The sequence below is a fragment of the Devosia sp. A16 genome, assembly GCF_001402915.1.
GTDB lineage: Bacteria > Pseudomonadota > Alphaproteobacteria > Rhizobiales > Devosiaceae > Devosia_A.
In genome coordinates this window covers 1848706-1874255 of sequence record NZ_CP012945.1, presented here as the reverse complement: position 1 = coordinate 1874255, position 25550 = coordinate 1848706, and the positions used below count along the sequence as shown (strand labels likewise).

Annotated in this window: 31 protein-coding genes and 1 tRNA gene; 16 read left to right on the top strand and 16 right to left on the bottom strand. The window is 66.3% G+C overall.

Annotation, left to right across the window (positions count from 1 at the left end; all coding sequences use genetic code 11):
* Window positions 1-232: 232 nt before the first annotated feature.
* Window positions 233-682: a gamma-glutamylcyclotransferase family protein gene (locus APS40_RS09120; RefSeq protein ID WP_055046748.1), complete on the bottom strand. Its 450-nt coding sequence runs from the start codon at window positions 680-682 to the stop codon at window positions 233-235.
* A 95-nt stretch (window positions 683-777) separates the two neighbouring features.
* On the opposite strand from APS40_RS09120, the gene APS40_RS09115 reads away from it, so the two are divergent.
* Window positions 778-867, top strand: a tRNA-Ser gene (locus APS40_RS09115).
* Window positions 868-1006: 139 nt separating this feature from the next.
* Here APS40_RS09115 and adhP read toward each other — a convergent pair.
* Window positions 1007-2080 carry an alcohol dehydrogenase AdhP gene (gene adhP / locus APS40_RS09110; protein ID WP_055046747.1) on the bottom strand — a complete coding sequence of 358 codons (1074 nt, stop codon included), beginning with the start codon at window positions 2078-2080 and terminating at the stop codon, window positions 1007-1009.
* Window positions 2081-2307: 227 nt separating this feature from the next.
* On the opposite strand from adhP, the gene APS40_RS09105 reads away from it, so the two are divergent.
* Window positions 2308-3120 carry a universal stress protein gene (locus APS40_RS09105; protein WP_055046746.1) on the top strand — a complete coding sequence of 271 codons (813 nt, stop codon included), beginning with the start codon at window positions 2308-2310 and terminating at the stop codon, window positions 3118-3120.
* 82 nt (window positions 3121-3202) lie between these two features.
* Here the strand turns inward: APS40_RS09105 and APS40_RS09100 are convergent, their stop codons facing one another.
* The 3 genes from APS40_RS09100 to APS40_RS09090 form a co-directional block, all read right to left on the bottom strand.
* Entirely contained in the window at window positions 3203-3844 is a 642-nt protein-coding gene (locus APS40_RS09100; protein ID WP_055046745.1) for an SH3 domain-containing protein, read from the bottom strand.
* A gap of 67 nt (window positions 3845-3911) precedes the next feature.
* On the bottom strand, window positions 3912-4283 hold the full coding sequence (locus tag APS40_RS09095; RefSeq protein ID WP_055046744.1) for a VOC family protein: 372 nt from the start codon (window positions 4281-4283) through the stop codon (window positions 3912-3914).
* A 148-nt stretch (window positions 4284-4431) separates the two neighbouring features.
* A complete protein-coding gene (locus APS40_RS09090) occupies window positions 4432-4698 on the bottom strand; it encodes a CBS domain-containing protein (RefSeq protein WP_055046743.1) in 267 nt (88 codons plus the stop codon).
* A 64-nt stretch (window positions 4699-4762) separates the two neighbouring features.
* Between APS40_RS09090 and APS40_RS09085 the strand changes: the two genes are divergently transcribed.
* Window positions 4763-5791, top strand: coding sequence for a hypothetical protein (locus APS40_RS09085; RefSeq protein WP_236884227.1), 1029 nt, complete (start codon window positions 4763-4765; stop codon window positions 5789-5791).
* Here the strand turns inward: APS40_RS09085 and APS40_RS09080 are convergent.
* Window positions 5775-6737, bottom strand: coding sequence for a ribose-phosphate diphosphokinase (locus tag APS40_RS09080; RefSeq protein WP_055046741.1), 963 nt, complete (start codon window positions 6735-6737; stop codon window positions 5775-5777). The two genes, APS40_RS09085 and APS40_RS09080, sit on opposite strands and share 17 nt — an antisense overlap.
* Window positions 6738-6893: 156 nt before the next feature.
* Here APS40_RS09080 and APS40_RS09075 point away from each other — a divergent pair, with 156 nt between their 5' ends.
* Together APS40_RS09075 and APS40_RS09070 are read left to right on the top strand one after the other, a co-directional pair.
* Window positions 6894-7331 carry a DUF2267 domain-containing protein gene (locus APS40_RS09075; RefSeq protein ID WP_055046740.1) on the top strand — a complete coding sequence of 146 codons (438 nt, stop codon included), beginning with the start codon at window positions 6894-6896 and terminating at the stop codon, window positions 7329-7331.
* Between the two features lie 34 nt (window positions 7332-7365).
* Window positions 7366-8172: a universal stress protein gene (locus APS40_RS09070; RefSeq protein ID WP_197279468.1), complete on the top strand. Its 807-nt coding sequence runs from the start codon at window positions 7366-7368 to the stop codon at window positions 8170-8172.
* A gap of 180 nt (window positions 8173-8352) precedes the next feature.
* Here the strand turns inward: APS40_RS09070 and APS40_RS09065 are convergent, their stop codons facing one another.
* Complete coding sequence (locus APS40_RS09065) at window positions 8353-8886, bottom strand: outer membrane protein (RefSeq protein WP_156342885.1); 534 nt, start codon at window positions 8884-8886, stop codon at window positions 8353-8355.
* Window positions 8887-9266: 380 nt separating this feature from the next.
* On the opposite strand from APS40_RS09065, the gene APS40_RS09060 reads away from it, so the two are divergent.
* Both APS40_RS09060 and APS40_RS09055 read left to right on the top strand, forming a co-directional pair.
* Complete coding sequence (locus APS40_RS09060) at window positions 9267-9659, top strand: hypothetical protein (RefSeq protein ID WP_156342884.1); 393 nt, start codon at window positions 9267-9269, stop codon at window positions 9657-9659.
* 350 nt (window positions 9660-10009) lie between these two features.
* Entirely contained in the window at window positions 10010-10216 is a 207-nt protein-coding gene (locus APS40_RS09055; RefSeq protein WP_055046736.1) for a hypothetical protein, read from the top strand.
* A gap of 94 nt (window positions 10217-10310) precedes the next feature.
* Here the strand turns inward: APS40_RS09055 and APS40_RS09050 are convergent, their stop codons facing one another.
* Window positions 10311-10958, bottom strand: coding sequence for a BON domain-containing protein (locus tag APS40_RS09050; protein WP_055046735.1), 648 nt, complete (start codon window positions 10956-10958; stop codon window positions 10311-10313).
* 202 nt (window positions 10959-11160) lie between these two features.
* On the opposite strand from APS40_RS09050, the gene APS40_RS09045 reads away from it, so the two are divergent.
* From APS40_RS09045 to APS40_RS09035, 3 genes are all read left to right on the top strand, one after another.
* On the top strand, window positions 11161-11682 hold the full coding sequence (locus tag APS40_RS09045) for an Hsp20/alpha crystallin family protein (RefSeq protein WP_055046734.1): 522 nt from the start codon (window positions 11161-11163) through the stop codon (window positions 11680-11682).
* A gap of 87 nt (window positions 11683-11769) precedes the next feature.
* Window positions 11770-12432, top strand: coding sequence for a phosphoribosyltransferase (locus APS40_RS09040; protein ID WP_055049607.1), 663 nt, complete (start codon window positions 11770-11772; stop codon window positions 12430-12432).
* 65 nt (window positions 12433-12497) lie between these two features.
* The gene (locus APS40_RS09035; protein ID WP_055046733.1) at window positions 12498-13016 is read left to right on the top strand and encodes a universal stress protein; all 519 of its coding nucleotides are present in this window, start codon (window positions 12498-12500) and stop codon (window positions 13014-13016) included.
* Window positions 13017-13025: 9 nt separating this feature from the next.
* Here the strand turns inward: APS40_RS09035 and APS40_RS09030 are convergent, their stop codons facing one another.
* Window positions 13026-13427, bottom strand: coding sequence for a hypothetical protein (locus APS40_RS09030; protein WP_055046732.1), 402 nt, complete (start codon window positions 13425-13427; stop codon window positions 13026-13028).
* A gap of 319 nt (window positions 13428-13746) precedes the next feature.
* Between APS40_RS09030 and APS40_RS09025 the strand changes: the two genes are divergently transcribed.
* Window positions 13747-14553 carry a universal stress protein gene (locus APS40_RS09025; RefSeq protein WP_055046731.1) on the top strand — a complete coding sequence of 269 codons (807 nt, stop codon included), beginning with the start codon at window positions 13747-13749 and terminating at the stop codon, window positions 14551-14553.
* A 100-nt stretch (window positions 14554-14653) separates the two neighbouring features.
* On the opposite strand, the gene APS40_RS09020 is transcribed toward APS40_RS09025, so the two are convergent.
* The 3 genes from APS40_RS09020 to APS40_RS09015 all read right to left on the bottom strand — a co-directional run bounded on the left by APS40_RS09020 (window position 14654) and on the right by APS40_RS09015 (window position 16186).
* Window positions 14654-15121, bottom strand: coding sequence for a flavodoxin family protein (locus APS40_RS09020; protein ID WP_055046730.1), 468 nt, complete (start codon window positions 15119-15121; stop codon window positions 14654-14656).
* Window positions 15118-15378 carry a hypothetical protein gene (locus APS40_RS24835; protein WP_156342883.1) on the bottom strand — a complete coding sequence of 87 codons (261 nt, stop codon included), beginning with the start codon at window positions 15376-15378 and terminating at the stop codon, window positions 15118-15120. The genes APS40_RS09020 and APS40_RS24835 overlap by 4 nt, the downstream gene beginning before the upstream one ends.
* Window positions 15379-15601: 223 nt before the next feature.
* Window positions 15602-16186, bottom strand: a complete 585-nt coding sequence (locus APS40_RS09015) for an NAD(P)H-dependent oxidoreductase (protein ID WP_082434287.1) — start codon at window positions 16184-16186, stop codon at window positions 15602-15604.
* A 98-nt stretch (window positions 16187-16284) separates the two neighbouring features.
* Here APS40_RS09015 and APS40_RS09010 point away from each other — a divergent pair, with 98 nt between their 5' ends.
* Complete coding sequence (locus tag APS40_RS09010; RefSeq protein ID WP_055046729.1) at window positions 16285-16830, top strand: ATP/GTP-binding protein; 546 nt, start codon at window positions 16285-16287, stop codon at window positions 16828-16830.
* 7 nt (window positions 16831-16837) lie between these two features.
* Here the strand turns inward: APS40_RS09010 and APS40_RS09005 are convergent, their stop codons facing one another.
* From APS40_RS09005 to APS40_RS08995, 3 genes are read right to left on the bottom strand one after another with little or no spacing between them, the layout of a single operon-like run.
* Window positions 16838-18652, bottom strand: a complete 1815-nt coding sequence (locus APS40_RS09005) for a heavy metal translocating P-type ATPase (RefSeq protein WP_055046728.1) — start codon at window positions 18650-18652, stop codon at window positions 16838-16840.
* Window positions 18653-18699: 47 nt separating this feature from the next.
* Entirely contained in the window at window positions 18700-20085 is a 1386-nt protein-coding gene (locus tag APS40_RS09000) for a sensor histidine kinase (RefSeq protein WP_055046727.1), read from the bottom strand.
* On the bottom strand, window positions 20082-20738 hold the full coding sequence (locus tag APS40_RS08995) for a response regulator transcription factor (RefSeq protein ID WP_055046726.1): 657 nt from the start codon (window positions 20736-20738) through the stop codon (window positions 20082-20084). Before APS40_RS08995 ends, APS40_RS09000 begins: the two co-directional genes overlap by 4 nt.
* 138 nt (window positions 20739-20876) lie before the next feature.
* Between APS40_RS08995 and APS40_RS08990 the strand changes: the two genes are divergently transcribed.
* From APS40_RS08990 to APS40_RS08975, 4 genes are read left to right on the top strand one after another with little or no spacing between them, the layout of a single operon-like run.
* Complete coding sequence (locus tag APS40_RS08990) at window positions 20877-21344, top strand: DUF2271 domain-containing protein (RefSeq protein WP_055046725.1); 468 nt, start codon at window positions 20877-20879, stop codon at window positions 21342-21344.
* A gap of 9 nt (window positions 21345-21353) precedes the next feature.
* Window positions 21354-23546, top strand: coding sequence for a PepSY domain-containing protein (locus APS40_RS08985; protein ID WP_055046724.1), 2193 nt, complete (start codon window positions 21354-21356; stop codon window positions 23544-23546).
* 37 nt (window positions 23547-23583) lie between these two features.
* Window positions 23584-24519, top strand: a complete 936-nt coding sequence (locus APS40_RS08980) for an FAD:protein FMN transferase (protein ID WP_082434285.1) — start codon at window positions 23584-23586, stop codon at window positions 24517-24519.
* Entirely contained in the window at window positions 24500-24802 is a 303-nt protein-coding gene (locus APS40_RS08975) for a hypothetical protein (RefSeq protein ID WP_055046723.1), read from the top strand. Before APS40_RS08980 ends, APS40_RS08975 begins: the two co-directional genes overlap by 20 nt.
* A gap of 23 nt (window positions 24803-24825) precedes the next feature.
* Here the strand turns inward: APS40_RS08975 and APS40_RS08970 are convergent, their stop codons facing one another.
* Window positions 24826-25527: a VIT1/CCC1 transporter family protein gene (locus APS40_RS08970; protein WP_055046722.1), complete on the bottom strand. Its 702-nt coding sequence runs from the start codon at window positions 25525-25527 to the stop codon at window positions 24826-24828.
* Window positions 25528-25550: the final 23 nt, after the last annotated feature.

Genomic DNA, 25550 nt, shown 5'->3' with positions numbered 1-25550 from the left:
TGTCGTCCCGGGGAGCTCCCGGACCTCTTCGTTATCGCGCCCTGTGGCGCCGCAGGCGATGCCTGATCCTGCGGGCTTCCAGATAGGCTGCCGAACACCAGGTTCGGCGGCGGCCTCGGACAGCGGTTGAACAAACCAAAAATGCGCGCAGCAGACGCCGCACGCAATTCGAGCGGCCTTATCGTGGGAAACGCCACGCGAGTCAAGGCCGCATGTCCCGGGGGGGCGGCAGCTAGTTCGGCCGCACCGCGATCAGCTTCGAACGGATCTCGGCGGCGCTTGCCGCTTCGGCGCCGAGCACCCGCGCCTTATGTTCGGCCTGCCAGTGCGACAGCGACCACTCGGCCCCGGTATTGGCGACGGCGATCGCTGGCAGATAGGCATCGGCTTCGAACAGATCCTCTTCGACCAGCGCGGCCAACGGCGTGCGCCGGTATTCTTCGCCTTCGAAGGCGTCGAGCAGATCGCGTTCGAACGAGGTCAAGTCGATGAGCAGCAATCCCTGGGCGGCCGCGCCGGGCGCGCGGACCAGGGCCGGATAGATGCGGTTGGGGTAGTGAATGGCGCGAAACCCCGGCGCGCGGGCGACATGCTGTCCACCGGCCCGCAGCGGACGGCCGAGCACGGCGGCCAGCAGATCGGGGTCGCGCAGGGTGCCATAAACGAAGAGCGGAAGAGTCATGCAGCGCGTGCGCCAAAGAGTGTTGCAGCCTCGATCATGCTATGCCATAAGCCCGCCCGTCTCGACCAGCCGCGGCAACGCGTGTTCGACCTCGCGGAGAGGTGGCAGAGTGGTCGATTGCACCGCACTCGAAATGCGGCATGGGGGCAACTCCATCGGGGGTTCAAATCCCTCCCTCTCCGCCACTCCCCATTCCCAATGCTCCGTTTTCGCTGCGATACGTCGATCGCAGTTCGTCATTGACCCACATTCTGTCCCTTGCTGTTTGCCAGATGTGGTTGGACGTCGCCGGTGCAGCGGAAATCTCTGCACCGGCGTGTGATCTCAGGCCGTCATGACCGCCTTCGCGGCGGGGCCCGCGGCGGCGCCCTCGGAGAAGTCCAGCACCATGCGTCCATCCACTTTGCCGGCGGCGAGGCGCGAGAAAATCGCGTTGATGTCGCCGAGCGGCGCCTTGGTGATGTGAGCCTTGATCTTGCCTTCGAGCGCGAAGGCGACGGCCTCGTCCAGATCGCGCCGTGACCCCACTATCGAGCCGCGCAAAGTGATGCGCTTGAGCACGACATCGAAAATGGAGGTGGGAAAATCTCCCGGCGGCAGGCCTACCAGGCTGACCGTGCCGCGGCGGCGCACCAGCTGCAACGCCTGGCCGAAGGCCGGCGGCGACACCGCCGTGACCAGCACGCCATGTGCTCCTCCACCGGTGGCCTTCAGCACCTGGTCGATGGCGTCGGGCGAGCGTGCGTCGATTGCGAGGTCCGCTCCGGCCGCCTTGGCGAGGGCCAGTTTGTCGGGCGCGATGTCGAGACCAACCACATGCAGGCCCATGGCCCTTGCATACTGGACGGCGATGTGGCCCAGCCCGCCCAGTCCGGAGATGGCCACCCACTCACCGGGGCGCGCTTCCGTCTCCTTGAGGCCCTTATACGTGGTTACACCGGCACAGAGGATCGGCGCGATGGCAGCAAAGTCGACCGTCGTCGGCAGCCGCGCGACGAAGGCAGCGTCGGCGATGACATACTCGGCAAACCCGCCATTGACGCTGTAGCCGGTGTTGTGCTGGCTCTCGCACAGCGTTTCCCAGCCGGTTTCGCAGAACTCGCAGGCCCGGCATGCATCATGCAGCCAGGCGACCCCCACGGCCTCGCCCAGCTTGAGCCCGGTGGCGCCAGGACCTATGGCGGCGACGATGCCGGCGACTTCGTGACCTGGAATGAATGGCGGCGTCGGCTTGACCGGCCAGTCGCCGTTGGCGGCGTGCAGATCGGTGTGGCACACGCCGCAGGCGAACACCTTGACCAGGATCTCGCCCGGACCGGGCACCGGAACCGGCACATCCTCGATCGACAGCGGCTTGCCGAATGCCAGCACCACTGCGGCTCTCATCGTCTTGACCATGTCTTGTCTCCTTGATGGCCCGAGCGGCCGGGCTGGCGGGACCATGGACCTGTCGCCGGATGGCTCTCTTGATCCAGCTCAAAGACCAGCCCCTGGCGGAGGCGTTTATGCGGGGGATCAGCGAGGCGCAGCCGCCGCACCAGCGAGGGTTGCCCGTGGTGAGCAGGGCGTGGCGGTTGTCGCCACGGCCCGGAGCGAACTGCCAACAGCGTCCATGGGAGACGAGATTGATCAAGGATATTGCAGTGCATCTCACCGGCTCGGAGGAAGACGAGGTTCGCCTGGCCTATGCCGAAACCCTCAGCGAGCGCTTCCAGGCGCATCTGACCGGGCTCTATACGCACCTGCTGCCGGAAGTCATCGGCGGCGACCCCGCGGGAATGGTGGGGTTGGAGGCATGGTTCGAAGAGTCCGACAGCCAGGCGACGCAAACGTTCGAGCGCCTGACAGCACGCTTCGACCGGCTCGGCATGCCGCACGAGGTGCGCCGACTGGATGTATTGTCGGGCACCGCCGGGGCTGCCCTGAGCGATGAAGCTCGTACCGCGGATCTGTTTGTCGCCACCCGACCCTACGGGGATCCGGCCGACGAGGTGCATATGGAAGTGTCGGTGCTGTTCGAGTCCGGACGGGCCTCGCTGTTCGTGCCGCCCGACGGGCTAGCCCCCAAGGGGTTCGGGACGGTGGTGGTTGCCTGGAACGGCAGCCGCGAGGCAGCCCGTGCCGTCGCCGAAGCCATGCCCCTGCTCGAGCAGGCCAGCCAGGTGATCGTCTTGGTGGTGCGCGAGGATGATGGAACCGCGCCGGGCGGCGACATTGCCCGCCATCTCAGCCGGCACGGCATAGCAGCGGTGGTCCATGCCGCCGAGCCGGGGACCGACGGCGCCGGCGCGGCGCTGCTGGCCGAGGCGCGGCGGGTCGACGCCAGCCTGCTGGTCATGGGCGGATACGGGCATTCGCGGTTTCGGGAATGGGTCCTCGGCGGCGCGACCCGCCATGTGCTTGCACATGCCGACATCGCCGTGCTGATGGCGCGCTGAGGTTGTGCCGGGGGGGACCGGAAGGGCCGAAGGCAGACGAAGCTGAGCGGCGCCCGCCTCGGGGCGCCGCTCCTCGTGCCCCCTACCAGACCTGATAGGACGAGGACTTGTTGTTGAGGGGCGCGCCAAGCTGGGGCACGTCGGTGCCGAACACGTTGCAGAACCCGCCGAAGTTCGGATCCTGGCAAAGCCGGACATGTGCGCCGCCGAACACTCTCAGCGAGCTGACCCGGTTGTTCCACCAGCCTGGAACGTTGGTGGCACTCATGCCCGCGTTGACGCAGACGCTCTGTCCACCATAGTTCGCGAAGTCATAGACGCAGACCTGCTTGGGGCCGGGCGGCGGCGGGGGTGGCTGGGGCGGCTGGTATCCGGGGGTTCCGAAGGTGATCGAGCCGCCGCCGGGCAAGGGCATCGTCATGCCGAACTGTACCTGGTTGCCATCGCCGTCGGTGGCATTGTCGGGAGCCCCGAGCAGACTGCGGGAGACCCAGCCGTCGGGTCCGGGATGCGTGATGCGGCACCAGGTCTGCGAACCGTTGCACTCGACCACCTCGACCATCTCGCCGCTGCTGAGCGTGTCCACGATCGAGTAGCTGGTTCCCGGGCCGGACCGCACGTTTGCCGAGCCCGTGGCCATGGCATCGACGGCAAGGGCCGCCACCGGCGAGAGAGCGATAGCCGCAACACCGAGGCCAGCGGCAAGGCCGAAGTTGAGCGTCATTTCCAGTCTCCAAGGACGTTGAATGTCGCGACTCTAGCCGGCACCGGGGGAGGGAACTTGATCTGGCTCAACCAGTTGGCGCCGGGGCGTCGCCAAGCGCCAGCTCAACCGCCGAAAGCACGTTGCCCTCGGTGTCCCTGAAGGTGAACAGCTTCCCGACCCCGGGGATGGTGGTGTTGGGGACGATGATCTCGCCGCCTTGTTCGACGACGAGCCGCGCCGCTTGCTCCGCCGAAGCGACGTCGATCGTGGGGATTGCCGTCTGCCAGGGCTGCTCGCGCCTGGCAATGCCGCCACCAGCGCCAGCGGGTGGCACCAGGAGCCAGTACGGGACCGGACCATCCAGCTTCCGAACCTTCCAGCCGAACACTCGACGGTAAAAGTCTGCGGCCCGCTGGGGGTCATCGGCACCGATGTCGACATGAATGAAACCGGGCATGCCTGCCTCCATCGCGTGGCGGGGATCGACGGCAAAGGCGAGTGCCGTGCCATCAGGGGACGCTTCAGGTTGGCGTCGACTGCGGTTCGCGTCTTGATCTGCGTCAAGCAGCGTCGTCCCGGCCCGTCCAGCAGTCAGGATGGGGCGGTCAGCCCGTCAGGTCTTTCAGTCCCTTGTCCAGTTCTTCGGCATATCGCCGCAGCAGGTATTGTTCGGTGAGCAGGCCCACGACCTTGCGATTGCCGAGGTTATCGACGACCGCCAGCTCTTCGCTCTCGGCCTGCTGGAACAGCTTGGCCGCGTCGGCGACGTTGAGCCCCGGCAGCAGGAAGCGGTCAGGGTAGCGGAGCAACGGCTCGATCGAGCCATCGACGGAGGCCGTCGCCAGCTGCCTCCCCCCGGAGATTTGAGCCATATCAAGCCCGACCGGTGACTGCCGATTAGTCTGATCATCGGCGCCGATCCACCTTGGGCAGCAAATGACCACTCCACCATGCGACGAGGTGGTTACGACCGAGCAGAAGGTTCGCTTCCTCGGCTCGACGCACGCCTATGCCGGCCAGCTCCCGGTCCGCGTTATCGAGACCCATATGTCATGGGTCTTCCTCGCGGGCGAACGCGTCTACAAGTTCAAGAAGCCGGTGCGCTACCCGTTTCTCGATTTCAGCACGCTCGATCGGCGTCGCCGACATTGCGCGGACGAACTGCGGCTCAATCGTCGGCTGGCGCCCCACGTCTATCGGAAGCTCGTGCCGCTGCGGCTGACTCGCACTGGCGAGCTGACCCTCAGCGGCGACGGTGAGACAGTTGAATGGCTGGTCGAGATGGAGCGCCTGGCGGAGGGCGACATGCTCGATAGGCGGCTGCTAGCCGGCCACCTGACCACCGATGCCATCGTCGAAGTCGGAGCCGTGCTCGGCCGGTTCTATGCAGGGGCCCGGCCGGAGCGGCGCAACGCTGGCGCCTATCTCGAACATCTACAGACCGAGACCGCCGTCAACCGTCAGGTGCTGACGCGGGCGGATTGCCCGGTGCCGCGAGCTCGTGCGCAGCAGCTGCTGGGCCGGGTCGAGGTGCTTGTCGCCGAGTTCGTCCCCACCATCGCGGGGCGCGCCGCAAACGGCTGGATCGTGGAAGGGCACGGCGACCTGCGGCCCGAACATGTATGCCTGACACGCCCGCCGCAGATCATCGACTGCCTGGAGTTCGACCGCAACATGCGGTTGCTCGATCCCTATGACGAGGTCAACTATCTCGGCCTCGAGTGCGAGTTTCTGGGAGCAAGCTGGGTACGCCCGGTGCTGCTGGACATCGTCGACGGCTATCTGGGTGGACAGCCCGAACCGCGGCTGCTGGCCACCTACGGGGCGTTCCGCGCCATACTGAGGGCCCGGATCTGCGTCGCCCATCTGCTCGATCCCGTGCCAATGCAGGCCGAGCGGTGGCCCGGCGAGGCGGCGCGCTATCTCGATCTTGCCGAACGGGAGTGCTTCAAGGCTGGGGGTTGAGCAGGCGGTTGATCGATCCGCCGGCGTGCAGTCGCTCGATCGCCTCGGCCAGCAGCGGGGCGCAATCGATGACGGACAGCTTGCCAAATGCGCCCCGCTCGAACGACAGCGGTACGCTGCTGGACACGGTAATCGTGTCGATCTCCGGCGCGAACAGCGCTTCGGATGCGGTGGTGAGCAGTGCGTGCGTCGCCATGGCATGGACATGCCGGGCGCCGCGCTGCCGGCAGGCGCGCGCTGTGCGCACCATCGTTCCGCCACTGGCGATCATATCGTCGAGGATGACGACGTCGGCGCCCGCGACATCGCCTGCGAACAGCCCGCCGGTTACGATATCATCGCTGCGGTGCTTTTCCAGCATCGCCAGCTCGACCGCGACGCCCATCTCGGCGGTGTAGGCGTCCTGCAGCTGGCGCACGCGCCGGATGCCGCCGCCGTCGGGCGACACCAGTACCATGCGGCCGGTCCCCACCAGCTCCCTGATCCTGGGGACGAAGGCGTGCTGCATGCCAAGCAGCGTGCTATGGCGGAAGGCGTTCTGAAAGGCTGAAACGTTGTGCACGTCGATGGTGACGACCATGTCGGTTCCCACCGCCTCGAACAGCTGTGCGACATAGCGCGAGGTCACCGGGTCGCGCGGCTTGGTCTGCTGATCCTTGCGCATGAAGGCGAGGTAGGGCGTCACCGCGGTAACGCGGGCCGCGCCATTCTCCCGGCAGGTGGCGATGAAGAACAGCAGTCGCAACAGCCGCTCGGCCGGTGATCGCGGGGCGCCATGCAGCGTGTGCAGCACGAAAACATCCTCGCCACGCACGCTGACCAGCGGACGCGACTTGTGTTCTCCGTCGGAAAACTCCCGCTCCTCGAGCGGGTCGAGTTCGATGTGCATGCGTGCCGCGACTGCGGCGCCCAGGCGGTCCGATCCCTTAAGAGCGAACAGGCGCATGGCAAATCTCCCGGTCTGCTGCAAAGCAATGCTGCCAGATCGAGGGCGGTCGGCTTTGACGCGGATCAAGCCGCCAGCCGACGTCGTACTTGACCCGCATCAAATCGGTACCGCGCCAAGCCGCTATTCTCACCTGACCGAACAGGGAGAACCGTTATGTCCGTTGGCATTCCCGTACTCGATGCGGCGGCGCACCAGGCCGAAATCTGGATCGATGAAGTGGATCAGGCGGCCCGCTGCGACGACCGGCACCACGCCTATCGGTTGCTGCGGGCCACACTTCACGCGTTGCGCGACTGGGTCGGCGCCGATCAGGCCGCAGATCTGGGAGCGCAACTGCCGGTGCTGGTCCGCGGCATCTACTACGAGGGCTGGAACCCCTCAGGCACGCCTCGGCATCCGCACGGTAAGGACGACTTCGTCGCCGCGGTGCAGACCCACTTCCGTGCCGATCCGTTGCGCAACCCCGACCTCGAGATCGGGGCGGTGTTTTCCGTGCTCAACCAGCACGTCTCCCCCGGCCAGCTCAACCAGATGCGCAACGGACTGCAGAAACCGCTGCGCGCCTTGTGGCCCGAGCCGGCCGCCAACTAGAGGAATTGTCCCGATGCACGTCCGCGAAATCCTGGTGAACGTCGATATCGATCTGTTCTCTCCCACCCTGGTCGGGTGCGCGGTAGGGCTGGCGAAGCGGTTCGACGCCGGCCTGATCGGCATCTCGGCGGCCGCGCCGAACGTCGCCGCGATGGGATATGAGGGCGCAGCCGCCGTCGGCCTCCTGTTCGAGCAGGAACAGCGCGACATCGAAGGCCGCCTGGCGCAGCTCGAGGCTCTGTTCCGCAAAGCCGTCCCGGCCGGCATCCCGGCCGCCTGGCGCGGCTATGTAGGACAACCCAACGCGACGGTGGCACGGATCGCCCGCTGCGCCGACCTGATCATCACCGGATCGAACTTCGGCGGGCCCACCAGAAGTCCAAATCGTTCAATCGATACCGGAGAGTTGCTGGTCAAAGCAGGGCGTCCCGTCATCATCGCCGGGGTAGGTCTGTCTGAAATCAGGGCCAACCGGATCGTCGTCGGCTGGAAGGACAGCCGCGAGGCTCGTCGCGCCATCGTCGATGCGCTGCCGTTGCTGCTCGCGGCTACCCAAGTGACCATCGCTACCATCCACGAGGCAGACCTCGGCGAGGAGAAGGCCAGCCTCGAGGACGTGGTTGGCTGGTTGCGCCGCCACGGCGTCGAATCAAGGGCCGACACCGTCCCCGCTTCGGGCGGCGGACCGGCGGAGGCGCTGGAAGCATTGGCCAGCAAGCTGGAGGCGGACCTCATCGTCACCGGCGGGTATGGCCACGGCCGGATGCGCGAGTGGCTGTTCGGCGGCATGACGCGCGACCTGCTCAGCGATCGAACAGTTCATCGCTTCATGTCGAACTAGAGAGGGGCCCCCGAATGCGGCGAGCCGAAGATCGGAGATCGGGCGGCGTCGGCCCGGCGGTGGGTTTCTGGACGCTCACAGTATTTGTGGCGGGGGCGCTGTTGATCGTCTTGTTCCTCGCAGCTGTCGCTGGCGGTTACCTGCCGTAAGCAAGTTGCTCGCGCCCGCGGCCCCCCTGGGTTAGAAGTGGAACAGGGCAGAGCTCAGCAACTGGTTGGATGTGTAAGGCGCATCGAGGTCCCATCCGTGCTGGTACTCGACGTCGATGCTGATCCCGGGTGCGATCATCGCCTCCACGCCGCCGCCAGCGATGGCGCTCCAGGCGTACTGGAAATCGTACGCAGCGCCCGCCGAAAGGTAGAGCGCCATGGCCTCGGAAACCAGCAAGCCGACCCGAGCCTCCGCGCCGATCTCGATCGATGACGGAAAGCCTCCGAGGTCGCGGTAGGTCGAACCGAACGCCTCTGCGCCGAAGAGCCAACCCCTTTCGGTGAAATTGGCGCCCGCATAGAGCGTACCGTAAACGATCTGATCCTTGCCTCCGCCGGGGCCGGTCACATCCTTGAACTCCGCTCCAAGCCCTGCGTAGAAGCCGTTCCAGTCCACCGTGCCGCCCGAGACGGCCTCCGGAACCCCCAACTCCTGGGCCGTTGCGCCGCCTGTACAGGCTGCAGCTCCACATGCCGCGAGCAAAAGAAACGTCGAGAATCGCACTCAATCCTCCTGCGGACATACTGTTCAACAAATAGTAATCCAGTTCGCACCGGAAGAAAATCGCCTCCCAACGTTTCTCGCTTGCTTATATTTACAATCAACATGCCGGGCCCGACGATGCTTCCGTTCACAGGCGTCAGCGAGTTCCGCGCCGGCGTGGGCCTGCCCGAGGAGAGCCTGGCGACCGATGGTCTGGGGGGCTCCTGGAAGCTGGCGTCCGATTGCTGGCAGATTGACATAAGTCAATGGTGAGATCCAGTTGTGAACGTATATCCCGATAGCCGGCTGGATAAAGCGCGGGTGGAAACTGTATTCGGATCGACGGATGGCCTTCATACAGGCCGCCGTGAGCCCGAGTATACCAAAAATCGGAGCACATCATGAAGGGAATTATTGCCATTGCAGCGGCGATGACTTGCGCGCTGTCAACAGTTGCCATGGCCGCACCCAAAGTGGTCAAGGCGGATCCAAACAAGATCGTTCCCGTGAGCGAGTTGATCAACTATATGGGGAAGTTCGACGATTTCGACGTGCTGGACATGTCGATGGCAGACACCGTCGCCTTCTTCCACGTTCCGGACTCTTACAACTTCGACGACTATGAGATGGCTTGTTCGGCGATGGACGTAGCCGGTCTCAAGAAGCTCCGGGCTGCGCTCGCCAACGATCCGGAAGTCGTTTCGCTGTTCAAGGCGAACGACTACAACGTGAACGACGTGGTGGCGATCGTTCACTATCCCGAGAAGAAGAGCTTCTCGGTCTATCTCCGCTAGGCCGATGCGAGGCGTATCACTTCGCGCGATACGCCTCCCCGTCCGCCTGCCTCCGGCAGGCGCCGATCGCCAGGCCGGCAAGCGGGCGCGCCCCGCGGCACAGCCGCCTGACCGAAACGGCAGGTTCGCTTGGCGCTCTGCATGGTTGCTGGTGCTGGGCTGGCTGATTATTGCCGCAATCGAACTTTCCATCACGATTGTCGTCAGCGCACAAGCGATGGCAAGTCTTTGTTGAACAAGCCCATATTGAGGCGGTGGCGACATCAGGGATTTCTTACTTGGAAGTCGCGTTTAGTCAGCGCTACAATACTGCGACTTGGGGAACATCGCTGATTGTCGGAGGGTTGGTCATGCCGGACCGATTCAACGAATTCGTCCACCGGGAGAATATCCGCCAGTTCCAGAGCAAGCTCGCGACCGAGACCGACCCCGAGAGGCGCAAGCTGCTCGAGAGTCTGCTCGCAGCGGAGTTGGCGCGAAAGCTACCTCTCCCGAAGTCGGATGCGGTACCCGACGGCGATCCTCCAACCGGTTCGGGGCGGCGGTCAGGCGGCTGATCGAGCGCCGCCGTCAGGTTCGCCTGCTGCTGTATCGCGACAGCGACATTTGGCTTGCGAGGAGGAGGCGCCCCATATCGCGGGGCGCCATGGATCAGCCCACAGTCAGCTGATCCGACACGTGGGTGACGCCGGGCGTCGCCCAGGCGGTGTCCTCGACCAGCCAGCGTTCGTTCCAGGTCTTGACGTGACCCTTGAGCGTCACCTTGTCGGCGGCGACATCGATCTTGATGTCCTGCGCTTCGATTTCGGCGCTGCGCTTGAGGGCCTCCTGAATGCGCTTCCTCACATCGACCGAAGTCACCTGCGGCTTGAGTTCGATCTTGTTGGTGACGCCGGTGACGCCTTTTAGGTCGCGGATGGCATTGGCGACGCCGACCTTCTGATAGTTCCAGTCGAGCTTGCCGGTCAGCGTGACCCAGCCCTTCTGCACCGTTACCTGCACCCGCTCATCGGGAACGAGGGTTCCCCACTTGAGGGTATTGAGCACGCGTTTGGCGATTTCATCGTCGGCAACGCCGGAACCGCCGGGATAGCGCACCTCGATTTCCTCGGCGATGCCGCGAACCCCCTTCACCCGCGCGACGACCCGTTCGGCCGCCTGCTTCTGGCTATAGTTCGGCACGTGGCCAGAAAGGGTCACGATGCCGTCCTCGACCGCAACGCCAATGTCATTGGCATCGATGGACGGCTCGAATTCGAGTTCGTCGAGAATGTTCTGTCTGATGCTGCTGTCGTTCATCTGGGTTCTCCACTCGTGAGCGGCCCATGGCCGTCAGTCTGCGAGGGGAGCACCAAAGCTCTCCGCGAGGCTTGATCCAGCTCAAGTCCCACGCTGCCGTGCCCGACCCGCCGATCCCAGCGCGACGTTTGACGCGGATCAAACCCGGCGGTTCGTCGCGGACCTAGTCTGGCCGCGTTCAGCAAAAACGGAGGATCCGATCATGGCTGAGACCAAGCTGCCCGTGAAGACAGAGGGCAAGAAGACTGGCGTGGCACCTGCCTGGCATCCTTTCGACGACCTTCGCCGCGAAGTCGATCGGTTGTTCGAGGATTTCAATGGCGGGTGGCTCCGGCCGTTCCGCCCGAGTCTGCCGACCCTCGAGCTGCTGCGCGGCGAGATGGCGTGGAACAGCCCCGCTGTGGACATCGTCGAGAAGGACAAGTCCTTCGAGATCACCGCCGAGCTGCCCGGCCTCGATGAGAAGAACATCGAGGTGACCTTGCGCAACGGCAACATCGTCATCAGGGGCGAGAAGCAGGACGAGAAGGAAGAGAAATCCAAGGACTACTACCTGCATGAGCGGCAGTTCGGCTCGTTCGAACGCAGCTTCACGCTCCCCGATGGTGTCGAGCCCGACAAGATCGAGGCGCATTTCAACAAGGGCGTCCTCACCGTGTCCCTGCCCAAGGCGGCCGCGGCGCTGAAGCCCGAAAAGAAGATCGCCGTGACCTCGCACGGGTGAACAGATCCAAGGCTGCCCCGGTCCAGCCACGGCCGGGCAGCCTCCTTCCGGCGGTCCGAACGGGCATTGAGGTTGATGGGGGCCACAGTGAGCTTTCTTGACCGTGCCGATGCCGGCAAGCGCCTTGGCGCCGCGCTGATGCGCTATCGAGACGACGAGCCGCTCATTCTCGCTCTACCGCGCGGTGGCGTCCCCGTTGCCCTCGAAGTGGCGCGGGCGCTCGATGCCCCGCTGGACCTGCTGATCGTGCGCAAGATCGGCGTGCCGCAGCAGCCCGAGCTTGCCGCCGGCGCGGTGGTGGACGCGACGACGCCGATCGTGGTTCGCAACGACGCGGTCATCGGAATGGCCCGATTGTCCGAGGTCGAGTTCGACAGGATCAAGGATGCCGAGATCGTGGAGATCGAGCGGCGTCGGCGCAGGTATCTGGGCGAGCGGCCGCAGCCGGAGCTCAAGGGGCGCACGGTGATCGTCGTCGACGACGGCATCGCGACCGGCGCGACGATGCGTGCCGCACTCAGGGCCCTGCGCCTCGGCCGGCCGCGCCGGCTGGTGCTGGCGACCCCGGTTGCCCCGATCGATACCATCGAGGCCCTCAGGGATCACGCCGACGAGATCGAGTGCCTGGAGACGCACGCATTCTTCGGAGCGATCGGCAATTACTACAGCGACTTCCGCCAAGTCTCCGACGAGCAGGTCGTTGCGGCGCTCGAGGCGGCGGCTCTGCCAAGGCGATCGTCGCCGGCTTGATGTGCATCAAGCCGGCCCCGGACGGGCCATGCTCTCGTCGTTCCATCATCGCACGGGAGATCGAGATGAAGAGCATCCTCGTTGCCACGGACGGCTCGGTGCTGTCCGGCAAGGCCCTGGCAAGGGCGATCGACATGGCGAAGCAGTTCGACGCGGCCCTCACCATCGTCAACGTGCTCGACGTCATACCGGTCGGTCAGTCGCTCAAGCGCTTCGTTCAGGCCGAGTTGCCGGCCACGACCCTGCAGCCTCTACCGCTTCCTCTGTTGAGCAGGTACGGCATCAGCACGCTCGACGGCGTCGAGACGCTGGATGCTCAATCAGGAGCGGTGGCGCAACTTGTCTCGGATCGGATCCTCGCGGACGCTGAGGCCACAGCTGAGGCAGCGGGGATCAGGGACGTGCACACGGTCTCCGCATCGGGTGATCCGGCGCAGCAGATCGTTGCAGTTGCCAAGGCAGCCGGCGCCGATCTTGTGGTGGTGGGACGGCGCGGCCTGAGCGGCTTGAATGAGCTCGTCCTTGGCAGCGTGTCGCAGAAGGTGCTGCACCACATAGCGGCCGACGTGCTGGTTGTCGCATAAACCCTCGGCTCAGACGGGAACGACGGACGCGACGCGATAGGCCCAGACCTCGGCGCCCTCGACCACGTTGATGATGCTGTTGGCACGGAAACGGACCGAACCCGAGAAACAGTCGGATCGCGAAGCCTCGCCCTTGTCGTAGCGAGCCATCCAGGCTCCCAGACGGTCGCGGACGAGACTGCCGACCAGATCGTTGCCTCCTTTTTCGAAACGTCGCACCTGCCAGGACGAAGGGGAGTGTGACAACGCCAGTGCGTCGATCTCGCCGTCGGGGTCGAGGGGCAGCGTCAGTTCGTAACCGGTGGCCGGATCGCCGTCGAAGCATCTGAGCTGCGGGCACCGTTCCAGCCGGACGCGGCTCGCGTGTCCGCGTCGCGCCTCGGGCAGTCGGGGGAGTACTTGATCGGCCATTCCTGGTTCTCCTCTCCCCGCAAGCAAAGCAGGTCCCATGGATCGGATCTTGATCTGGCTCAAGCGGTGTCCACGGGGTCTTGCGGGCAAGGGTGACCCCGGTCCGAGAGCCACCTGGGACCGGGGTCTGCACCTCGGCGGGACCCGCTGGGTGACGGAGGTGCTGCATGGAGTGGTACCCATGCCCTGCCAACCTCATCCGCCCCGCCCGGCGCAGCCTTGACATTTGTCAAACCCGCTCTCGCAACGACGCTTGAGCTACATCAAGGGCAGTCCAGCCCCGACTGCTAGCGTGTCGGCAGGAACAAGGAGCCGACAGATGGACATCCAGAGCGTTCTGGTCAGCCTCGAGCCGAGAATTGCGCCGACGACCCTGAGCATCGCAGTGGACATTGCCCGCCGCTTCAGGGCAACTCTCACCGGGCTGGCGGCGGCCGAACCGTCGCCGATGCTGCTGGAGGGGCCGGCCGGCATCGATCAATACAGTGCCGCACGCGCCGAGCTCGAGGAGGCGCTGGCGGTGACGAAGGCCGATTTCGAAGCCAGGGTGCCGCACGATCTGGTGCGCAGCTTCATCAGCATCATCGAGAACCCCACCCAGGCCCTGCGGCGCGAGTCACTGGCGAGCGACCTGCTGATCGTCGAGGCCCGCCCGGGGCTCCTCGAGTATAGCGCTCACCCCGATATCGGGGAGCTGGTGCTGACCACGGGACGGCCTGTTCTCGCGCTCGCCCCAACCGCAGAACGGCTCAAGGCAGGCAACATCGTCGTTGCCTGGAAAGACACCCGCGAGGCAAGGCGCGCAATTGCCGACGCCCTGCCGTTCCTGCGGGGCGCCGACCAGGTGCTGGTGGCTACTGTGGACGAAGGCGACTACAGCAGCGAGCGGGCGCGCCTTGAGACCATCGTCTCCTGGCTGCATCTGCACGGTGTGCCGGCCCGCGGCGAAGTGCTGCCGATGGGGCGGAGCCTCGCCCAAACCGTCCATAACGCCGCCGCGGCGGTCGGAGCCGATTTGATCGTCGCCGGAGGATATGGGCATAGCCGGTTCAGGGAGTGGTTTCTGGGCGGCATGACCCAGGACCTGCTCGAGCAACCCGCTCTCAACCTGTTCCTGTCGAACTAGCCTCCCCCTGGTCGGACACCCGTGGTCTTCTGGCACCTCCGGACTCCGGTCCGGATGACCCATCGCCCGGACCGGTCGTCGTGGACGGCGCTCCGTTCGCTCACACCAGACTCCTGGCCCACTCAGCGGCACGCTCGACCTCACCCGGCTTGAGCGGCCCCTTCATGCCATCCACGAGAAAGCCGGCGATCTCGCCCCGGCGCACATACCCCCTGCGGTGGAGGATTTCGTCCATACGGCTGGCGGCATAGCCGCCAACTTCTACTACCCATCGCAGTGCACCGGGCCGGACCGCGGCCGGAGCGAGCCGGGTGTCGAACACCGCCACCTCGGCCGCGGCGGACGGCGGGGCGAGCCCCGCCAGCAGGTCGGAAATCTGCGGGGTCGGTCGGAAGCCGCGCGTCGGCGAGCCGACGATAAGCAGATTGGTCGTCCCGAGATCGGCTTGCCGCGCCTGCTGCACTGGCATGAGCCTGACCGAATTGTCGGGCTCCAAAGCGGCAGCGATCGCCGACGCGACCCTGGCCGTGTTGCCGTAGATGCTGTCGTAGATGACGGTGATGTTCATGCTGGCTTCGCCGCAGGATCCAGCCGTTCGGCGCCTTGCGGGCAGAGGGCGTTGTCTCGCCGCCCGAAGACAGGCTCCAGATCGACCTGCCGGCGCTCGCGCCAACCGACGGCACCCCATGGTCTGGAGGGCACGAAGTGATAGTGGCGTCCCCTGTTCCGCCCTGAAATCCGATGCTGCGATCCAGGCCGGTTCCGCAGGTTGCAGGTCATGATGGTCCCGCCGAGGCCGGCTCCCAGAACGACGATGTGCGACATTTCGAAAACTCCTTCGCTTCGGGCCGGCCGCGACACCTCGCAAAGCTACGCTCGACCGCCTGCATTTGGACGGGTATCGACAGGCACCCGGCGAGCCAGTCTAGCCGGCAGCTGCGCGGTGCGATTTGACCTGGAACAAATCGGCCACGCCAGGGGATGGCCTCCCGGCCTCCGCTTCGGGCGAGGCCGCGCCTGCACATCGGCTGTGCCGATCGTTGAGGGGCTAGTGCTGCAGCGGGAGCGAAGTCGGGAGCTTCGTGAGGCGCGCCACCCAGGCGTCCTGTTGAGGCGGCTTGAGGTCCTTGACGCCGCCCACACGCGTCACTCGCACCGGGTGCATGCCGCAAATCTCGAGGGTGGCATTCCTGACAGCATGGATGTCGGCGTCGCGATATCTGGTGCGCAGCCATGACGCGCTCGCGTCCGAGGTCGTCACGATGTCGGCTGATCGGCCGTCGAGCAGCTTGCGCCAGAACGGGTCGTTCACATCGTGCCGGAAGGTGAACTCGGAATAGAGCGTCCGATCGAAGAACCCCTTGAGCAGGGCAGGCACGTTGCCCCACCAGACCGGATAGAACAGCGCGAAGTGTTCACACCAGCTCAGATTCTCCTGGGCCGCGGCCAGGTCGTTCTCCAGCGGCTGAACGCGCCGGAGCCCGAAATGCAGAATGGGATCGAACTGCAACTCCGAAAGGTTCCGGCGCCGCACCTGATGTCCGACGCTGACTGCAGATGCGCAGTAGGCGTCCGCGAGGCGGCCGTTGAAGCTCTCAGGGTCGGGGTGAGCGAAGAGGACGTAGATGCGCATGGAGCCTCCTGCAGCTGGAGGCATCGTGGCTCCCCGCCGCTCACCCGGCATTGATCGAGGTCAAACCAGCGGGAGCGAGGCAATGGCAGTCTTTAGGGATGACGAACTGGCATGTCATCACCGGGGGCCCGAGTTCGGGCAAGACGACGATGATCCGCCTGCTGGCACAGCGCGGCTATCACACGACCATCGAGCACGCGCGCCATTTCATCGACACCCAACGGGTCACCGGGCGAACCGTGGCCGAGATCCGGGCCAACCAGCGGGAATTTCAGCGGTCGGTCCTGATGATGCAACTGAGGCAGGAACAGGCGCTGGATCCGAACCAGCTGTGCTTCCTCGACCGCGCGCTCCCCGACTCGCTCGCCTACTATCGCTACTTGGGGTTGGAGCCGGAGCCGGAATTGCTGGATGCGCTCAAGACGGCCTCCTACCGGAAGGTATTCGCGCTCGATCTGCTGCCGCTGGCCAGGGACTATGCGCGAACCGAGGATTCGCTCGCCCAAACCCGGATCCATGGGCTGTTGCTCGAGGTATACGAGGGACTCGGCTGCCCGGTAGAGCGGGTGCCCGTGCTGCCGGTCGAAGAGCGGCTCGACTACATCCTGTCGCGGGTCGACACCGAGCCGGCGCCGGCGCTCTGACCGGTTGTTACCGCAAGGCCCGCAAGGCGTTAAGGATGACCACGACGTCGATGGCTTCCTGAAACAAGGCGCCGGCTATCGGCGGCAGCAGCCCGAACGCTGCGAACAGCATACCGACAAGCGACAGCAGCAGGCCGCCGACGACGCTCTGGGTGGCGATGGTCCGGGTGCGCGCAGCGATCTCCAGCGCGCCGAGCGCGCGGTCGAGCCGGTCCACCAGGATCACCACACCGGCCGTCTGCGCCGATGCCGCCGATCCGCGCGCGCCCATTGCCACGCCGACGCTGGCGGCCGCCAGGGCCGGCGCATCGTTCACGCCGTCGCCAACCATCATGGTGGGGGCTTGGGAAACCTCCTGCCGCACCAGCTGGAGCTTGGCCTCGGGTGAGAGGTCGCCGATGGCGGCGCTGAGCGGCACGCGGTTGGCCAGCGCGTCCACCACATCCTGCCGGTCCCCCGAGGCGAGGACGATCCGCTCGACCCCGTGCCGGGCGAAGCCCGCGATGACGTCGGCAGCGTCGGTTCTGAGCGGATCGTGCAGCACGATGATGCCAACGAGCTTGCCGTCGAGGGCTGCGGCGACCACGGCGGTGCCGGGCTCCAGCCCTGCCCTGAGAGTATAGGGATCGCCGGTACTTCGGGCCGCCACGTAGCGGCTCCCCCCCGCAGAGAGCTCGTGTCCCTCGACCTGGCCGCTGATGCCCGATCCGGTTACTTCCGCCACTGCGGAGGGGGGCGTAAGCACCAGCCCCCGCTCGCGCGCTTCGGCAACCAGCGCCTGCGCGATGACGTGGTTGGACGCCTGGTCGAGCGAAGCGACCAGACGCAGCAGTTCGTCGGCGTCCCAGCTTGCGTCGATGGTGCGGATTTCGGCGACGTGGGCCACCCCATGAGTGAGCGTACCGGTCTTGTCGACAATCACCGTGCGCACACGGCTCAGGGCCTCGAGAGCCCCGCCATCCTTGATCAGGATGCCCTGGCCAGCGGCTCGCGAGATGCCCGAGATCAGCGCCACAGGCAGGGCGAGGATCAGCGGGCAGGGCGTCGCTACCACCAGCACCGCCAGCGCCCGCAGGTGGTCGCCACTCCACCACCATGCCGCACCGGCGATTGCCACCGTGACCAGCAGGAACCAGACCGCCAGGCGGTCGGCGACGCGGACTACGGGCGCCTTGGTCTGCTGCGCCTGTTCCACCAGCCTGACGATGTGCGCAAAGGTGCTCTGGGCGGCGGGATGCGTGACCGTCATCTCGAAAGCGTCGCCGGCATTGATCGAGCCACTCAGCAGCGCCTCGCCTGCCTTGTGCTTCACCGGCAAAGGTTCGCCGGTCAGCGCTGCCTCGTTCACCACCGCCGTCGTCGCCACGACCGTTCCATCCACCGGCAAGGTATCGCCGGCGCGGATCAGGATCAGGTCGCCGGGCACAAGCTCGCCAATCGGCACCTGCTCCAGCGCCCCGTCGCGCTTGCGCATAGCCGTGCGGGGCACGCGTCCCAGCAAGGCCGTGAGCTCGCGCTTTGCCCGTCCTTCGGCGAACTGCTCGAGGAGCTGGCCGCCGGCATACATGAGCCCCACCACATTGGCGGCGAGCGCCTCGCCGAACAGCAGCGCCGCACCCATCGAAAGCGCCGCGACGAGATCCAGCCCGACCGAGCCCCGGCGCAGGCTGGTGACGATTTCGACGAGCAGCACCACGAGAACCGGTGCGGTCGCCCCCGACCAGATGACGCGCGACAGCTCGGACGCGCCGACGACAGCGGCGATGCCGCCGACCGTCAGGCCCGCAACGGCCAGCACCACCAGGGCCAGTCGGGGCGACATCGGCAGGGCTGCCCTCCAGCGGGGCTGTGATGCGAGCTGGGTGTCGGTCATTGCGTCACCCGGCGCGGCAGGTCGACCACCGCATCGAAGCCGTCATCCTTGCCGTCGATGGGGGAGTGGAGCGTCAGGCGCCCTCCTGCCTGCTCGATGATTCCCCGCGCGATCGACAGGCCGAGACCGCTGCCGTCCGCAGTGGTTCCGCCACGCACGAAGGGTTGGCCGAGCTGCGCCAGCTCGGCGGCGTCCAGCGGCGGCCCCTCGTTCTGGATGTGCAGGGCTCCGGATGGGACAACGAACACCCGCACTGGTGCCGACGGCGAGCCATGCTTCAAGCCGTTCTCGATGAGGTTGCGCACCACGATGGCCAATGCATCGGGATCGATGCTGGCAGGCAGGCGCGTTGCCGCGCCAGGGTCGAACTGCACTCGGTCGCGCCAGGCCGTGCCGGCGTTGATGTCGCGGATGACCATGTTCAGCACAGGCATTTGGTCGATCTCGTCGTCCGTCCTGGCGAAGCCCGCTTCGATCCGGGCCAGCTGCAGCAGTTTTTCTGACAACTGCGACAGCCGTTTGAGGGCCGCCTCGATCTCCCGGACGCGCTCGATCCCCGGCTTGTTGGCAAGTTCCTCGGCCAGCTGCTGCGTCTGGGCCAGGGCACCGGCGAGCGGGGTCCGGAGTTCGTGGGCGCTGCGGGCGGCAAAGGCCCGTTCGGCATCGAGCGCCGCTTTCAATCGCTCCAGCAAAGCGCCGACCGCTTCGGCAATCGGCGCGAGTTCGACCGGGTGCCGGTCGGAGCGCAGCGGTTCGAGGTTGCGACTATCGCGTTGGGCGATGTCCCGCCGGAGGGCCTGAAGCGGGCGCAAGGCCAGCCGCATGGCCAGCCACACGCCCCCCGCGATCAGTGGGATGAGGGCCAATAGCGGCAGGCCGAGCGCCGCGATGCTGTCGCGAAATGCGGTGATGCGGCGATCGCTCAACTCGATGATGACGATCGAGTAGCCCGACCTGGGATCGGAGAGCGTGAAGGTCCGCTGCCCGTTCATTTCGCCAAAACCGGCCGGACTGCTGACGGCGATGTCGTCGGGCGCATGCTCGTCGCGGAGCACCAGAGCCCCGTCCCCGTCGCGCACGAGATAAGTGAAGCTCGCGTCGTGCGCGACGCCGCTCCGGGGGTGGTCGTCATCATCGCCATCACCGTCTTCCTGCTCGGCACCGACGATCAATCGTTCGATGCCGTGGTCGCGCTCCCGCAGATCGTGCACGGCCAGGGGCAGCAGTCGCAGCGCGCTCTCGCGCAGGCTGTCGTCATAGGCTTCGTTGAGTTCGCGCTGCATGACTGCAGCCGAGATGCTGGCCGCGCCGACCCACAGCAGCGCCATGCCGGCGCTGAGGCCGAGCGCCAGTTGCAGCGCGATAGACGGGCGGCGGCTCATTGCTGCACCTGGTAGCCGAGCCCACGGTTGGTGTGGACGAACTCCCGTCCCAGCTTCTTGCGCAATCGGCTGATGTAGACCTCCACGGCGTTGCTTTCGATTTCAGCGCCGAAAGCGTAGAGCGAATCCTCAATTTCCGATCTGGTGACGATCGCGCCGCGGCGCGCAAGCAGCCGCTCCAGGACTGCCCATTCGCGGGCCGTGAGGCCGACCGGCTTGCCATTGACGCTGACCCGGCGGTGCGCGAGGTCGACAGCGACCCCCGCGGCGACGAGGGTGGGTATGGGGCTGCCGCCATAGCGGCGGACGACAGCAGCGATGCGAGCGGCCATTTCGGCCAGATCGAATGGCTTGACCAGATAATCATCGGCTCCGGCATTGAGGCCTTCGACGCGGACGGCGATCTGATCCTGCGCGGTGGCGATGATCACCGGCACGGCATTGCCGGCAGTGCGCAGTTCGCGCAGCAGGTCGAGCCCACGGCCATCGGGCAGGCCAAGGTCGAGCACGACCAGTTCATAGGGGACGCCACCGAGGGCATGCCGCGCATCGTCGATCCGCTGCATCCAATCGGCGGCATGGCCGGCCGATAGCAGGTAGTCGCGGATGGCCGCGCCCAGTACGTGGTCGTCCTCGATCAGCAATATGCGCAAGGCGTCCCGAGCTCCTTGGCTGCACCTAGGCGCGCAACCTTACGCCAAGCTGAACGAGAAATCGCAGCGGCTTCAGCCTGACGTCAGGTTGGCATGTTCGAACCTCCAGCAGAGTTTGCATATTATGGAGTTCGGCAGATGAAGAAGCTTGCCGCGATGCTGATGCTGGCGACCGCGCTGGTGGCGCCGGCCACGGCCTGGGCCCGGGATGTGACCATCGAGGCGCAGATGGTGCGCTACTCGGGACGTCCCGCCTACCTGGCGGTCTATCTCACCGATCCGTCCGGGGCTTATCAGTCGACGCTCTGGGTTTCGGGGCACAAGACCAGGTACTATGGCGCGCTGCGCGGCTGGGCCCAGGGCGTATCGCAGGCCGGTTCGCTCAACCTCGACGGCATCACCGGTGCCAGCGTCGGTGGCGGCGAAACGCTGACCGTGCACGCCAGTCTGGCCGACACGCTGATCGATGCCGGCTACCAGGTGCACGTGGATACGGCAATCGAGGATGGCGGCCAATACTCCGACGACGCCGTGATCGCCGTGACATCGGCGCCAGGCACGGTCGATGGCACCGGCTACGTCAGCAAGCTGTCGATCAGCATGTAGGCAAGACAGATGCGCCGCTTGCACGCTCTGGCCGGCCTCCTGGGCCTGGCTCTGGTCACCTTCATGGCAATCACCGGCTTCGTGCTGTCGCTGCAGCCGGTGCTGGAGACAATCGGCGCCGCACCGAGCGTCGGTACGCCCAGCGTCGCCGCCGTTGCAGCGCGGGTAAACGATGCGGTACCGGGGCTCGAGCGGCTGGTGCGGCTGGCGTCGGGCCAGCTCGTTGCCTATGGCCGCGAGGGCGCGAGCCGCAGCGCCGTGATCGTGGATCCCTCGAACGGGACCGTGGTCGGCGCCTATGCCCCTTCACCGATATTCTCCTTCATCTCCGAGCTGCACCGTTCGCTCTTCCTCGGCCCGGCCGGCCACGGCATCGCCGGCGTCGGCGCGCTCGCCATCCTGGTTCTTTCCGTGAGTGGCATCGGCTTGCTGGTCCGCAAGATGGGCGGCTGGCGGCAGCTTCTGGCGACACCTCGCGGTAGCGGAGCGCAACGACTGCACACCAGCCTCGCCCGGGCTGCAGTACTGGCGCTCCTCCTCACCGCGTCCACCGGTATCTATATGTCGGCGGCCTATTTCGAGTTGCTCCCCAGCTCCGGCGCGGAGTTCTCCTTCGCGCCGAGCGGTAGCGGCGGAACCCCGGCTCCCATTGCCTCGCTCGATGGGCTGGCGGGCATTCCGCTCAGTGACTTGCGCGAACTGGTCTTTCCCGCCGCGAACGATCCCGGCGATGTGTTCACCGTCACCACCAGCTCCGGCGAGGGCTATGTCGACCAGTCGACGGGCGCGCTGCTCTCGTTCACGCCCAACAGCGTGTGGCAGCAGGCTTACGAGCTGATCTACATGCTCCATACCGGCCAGGGGGCTGCGGTGCTGGCGGTGCTGCTCGGTGTGGGCGCCCTCACCGCGCCGGCCCTGGCACTCACCGGTTCGGCGATCTGGTGGTTGCGTCGCCGCAGCATGCCGCGCGTTGTGCACAATGCGTCGTGGCGGGATGCCGATACCATCATCCTGGTCGGCAGCGAGTCCGGCAGCACCTGGGGCTTCGCCGCCAACCTCCATGAGGGGCTCGTTGCCTGCGGCCACCGCGTGCACCTTGCCGGCATGAACGATCTTCGCCGCTCCTATCCCGGGGCGGCCCGCCTGCTTGTTCTCACCGCCACCTACGGTGACGGAACGGCGCCTGCCTCGGCGCGTCAGTTTCTGACGCGGCTCGGATCGTTCAGTTCGCGGCCTGCCTTCGCCGTGTTGGGTTTCGGCGACCAGAGCTTTCCACAGTTCTGCGGCTATGCCGCCAGTGTCGAGGCCGCGCTGGCCGAGCGCGGGCTCGAGCCGTTTCTGCCGGTCTATGGCATTGACCGCCAGTCCCCTGCCGATTTCGCCGCCTGGGGCAATATCCTGGGCGAGCGGCTCGGCCTTGCGCTCGCGCTCTCCCACGTGCCACCCCGCCCGCGCACCAGCCAGTTCGTGCTGGATGAGCGTGCGTTGTTCGGGGCCGAGGTGCAGGCCCCGGTCGCGATGCTGCGGTTCACCATGCCGGAGCGCAGTCGCAGGCTCAGGCTCGGACGCCAGAAGCTGCCCCGTTTCGAAGCGGGGGATCTCGTCGGCATACTGCCACCGGGCAGCGATGTGCCGCGCTACTATTCGATAGCCAGCGCCTCGTCGGAGGGCGTGCTCGAAATCTGTGTCCGCAAACAGGCGAGCGGCCTTTGCTCGGAGTTTCTGCATGCGCTCGTGCCGGGTGACACGGTGGAGGCCTTTATCCGGCGCAACCCCGATTTCCGGCCCAACCGCAGCCGTCGACCACTGATCCTCGTCGGGGCGGGGGCAGGCGTCGCCCCGCTCGCCGGGTTCGTTCGCCGCAACCGGCATCGCCCCGTTCACCTGTTCTTCGGCGCCCGCGATCCGGGATCGGATTTCCTCTATCGCGACGAGATGCAGGAAGCGCTGGCCGAAGGGCGCCTCACCTCGCTCACGACCGCGTTCTCGCGCGTGCTGGGCGGCGGCTACGTGCAGGATCGCCTGCTCGAGGAAGGGGCACGGGTCCGCGAGCTGGTCGAGCGAGGCGCTCAGATCATGGTCTGTGGCGGCCGCGACATGGCGAGCGGCGTCCGCGAGGCGATGGACGCCTGCCTCGCGCCGCTGGGCCTTTCCGTCGACACCCTCAAACGGCGGGGACTTTATCTTGAAGATGCTTACTGAAACCGGGCTGGTCCGCCTGACTCTCAACGGGCCTACAATGGGAACCCGCTACTCGGCAGTGTTCTTCGGCAGGCCGGATCGACCGCTGGCCGAGCTGCATGAGGCGTTGCAGCAGAGTGTCGATGCTGTCGACGCCCAGATGTCCACCTGGAAGCCGGGGTCCAACCTGATGCTGCTCAATGGCGCCCCGGTCGGGACCTGGATCGACGTGCCCGAACAACTGACGACCGTATTGGCGGCAGCCCTGCAGGTGGGACAGGTTTCCGGCGGCGCCTTCGATATCGGCGTCGGCGAGCTCGTCTCTGCATGGGGCTTCGGTCCCGGTACAGGCGCGCCGGACCCCGACGCCATCGCGGCCGCGGGTGTCGTAGGGCGCGTGCCGGCGCATCTTGCCATCGAACTGGATCTTGTCGGCAGACGCGTGCGCAAGCATAGCCCGATGAGGCTCGACCTTTCCGGCATCGCCAAGGGCTATGGCGTGGACGAACTGGCCCGCGTGCTCGAGAGTCACGGTATCCAGCGCTATCTGGTTGCGATCGACGGCGAGTTGCGGGCCGGAGCGCCCAAACCGGATGGCTCCGGCTGGCGCGTTGCCGTGGAGCGTCCCGAGTTCGGGCGTCGCGCCGCCGACGGGGTGGTCGAGATCACCGGAGCGGCGCTTGCCACCTCGGGCGACTACCGGCATGCGGTCGAATTCCGCGGTGACCGCTACAGCCACACTATCGACCCGCGGCGGCAGGTTCCGCTCCGCAACGGCCCGGCTTCAGTAACCGTACGCGCCGCGACCGCAATGCAGGCGGATGCCTGGGCAACCGCCCTGATGGTCCTCGGTCCCGAACGCGGTAGCGAACTCGCATCGACACTCGACCTCGAGGTGCTGTTCGCCGAGCGCGGCATCGATCCGACCGACGTTGATCGACCGACCACCCCGGCCCCTGAAAGGAGGAGCTACCATGACCAGAACTATCGCTAGGCTCGCTGCAACGGCATGCGGGATCTGTCTGCTCGGCGCGCTGCCGGCCGCCGCGGCCGACATCCGCGGCCAGCTCACGCCCGACCTCATCTACGACCACTGCCGCGCCGCCGGAGTGGGCAGTGAGGCCGAGGGCACCTTCATGTTGCCGGATGGCCGCCGCATCAACGGCACGGTGCTCTGCACCGCCGAGGACCTCGTTGCCGCCAAGGCCAAGCCGTCGCGCCATCGCGAAGACGACGAGGAGGAGGATGATGACCCTCTGGAGGGCTACGACGCCTGACTGAACGGGGCGAGGCCTTGGCCCTAGACGACCGTGCCGAAAAGGGCGCCGATGGCGGCCGTGATCAGCATGGCGAGGGCGCCCCAGAACACGACCCGGGCGGTCGGCTTCCACGGCGAAGCCCCGCCCGCGGCAGCGCCGATGGCGCCGAGTGCCCCCAGAAACACCAGTGAAGCAAGGGCGACCGCCCAGATCAGCCAGGCGCTCGGCGCCACCAGCACGGCAAGCAGCGGCAACGCCGCCCCCACCGAAAAGGTCACGGCCGAGGTAAGCGCTGCCTGTACCGGGCGCGCGGTGGAGACCTCCGACAGCCCAAGCTCGTCGCGGGCGTGAGCACCGAGGGCATCCTTGGCCATCAGCTGGTTGGCGACTTGCGCGGCGAGGGGCTCGTCGAGCCCGCGCGCCACGTAGATCGCGGTGAGCTCGGCATGCTCCGCAGCGGGTTGGTTGGCAAGTTCCCAGGCTTCCTTGGCCAGGCTGGCTGTCTCGGTATCGGACTGCGAGCTCACCGAAACATACTCCCCAGCCGCCATCGACATGGCGCCGGCGACCAGCCCAGCCACCCCCGCGACGAGAATGGCACTCTTGTCCCCCGAGGCTGCCGCAACCCCGATGATCAGGCTTGCGGTCGAGACGATTCCATCATTGGCGCCGAGCACTGCGGCCCTGAGCCAGCCGACACGACCGACCTGATGATCTTCGGTATGGATCTTCATCCTGGTCATAAGAGAATCCTTTATCCTGCCTG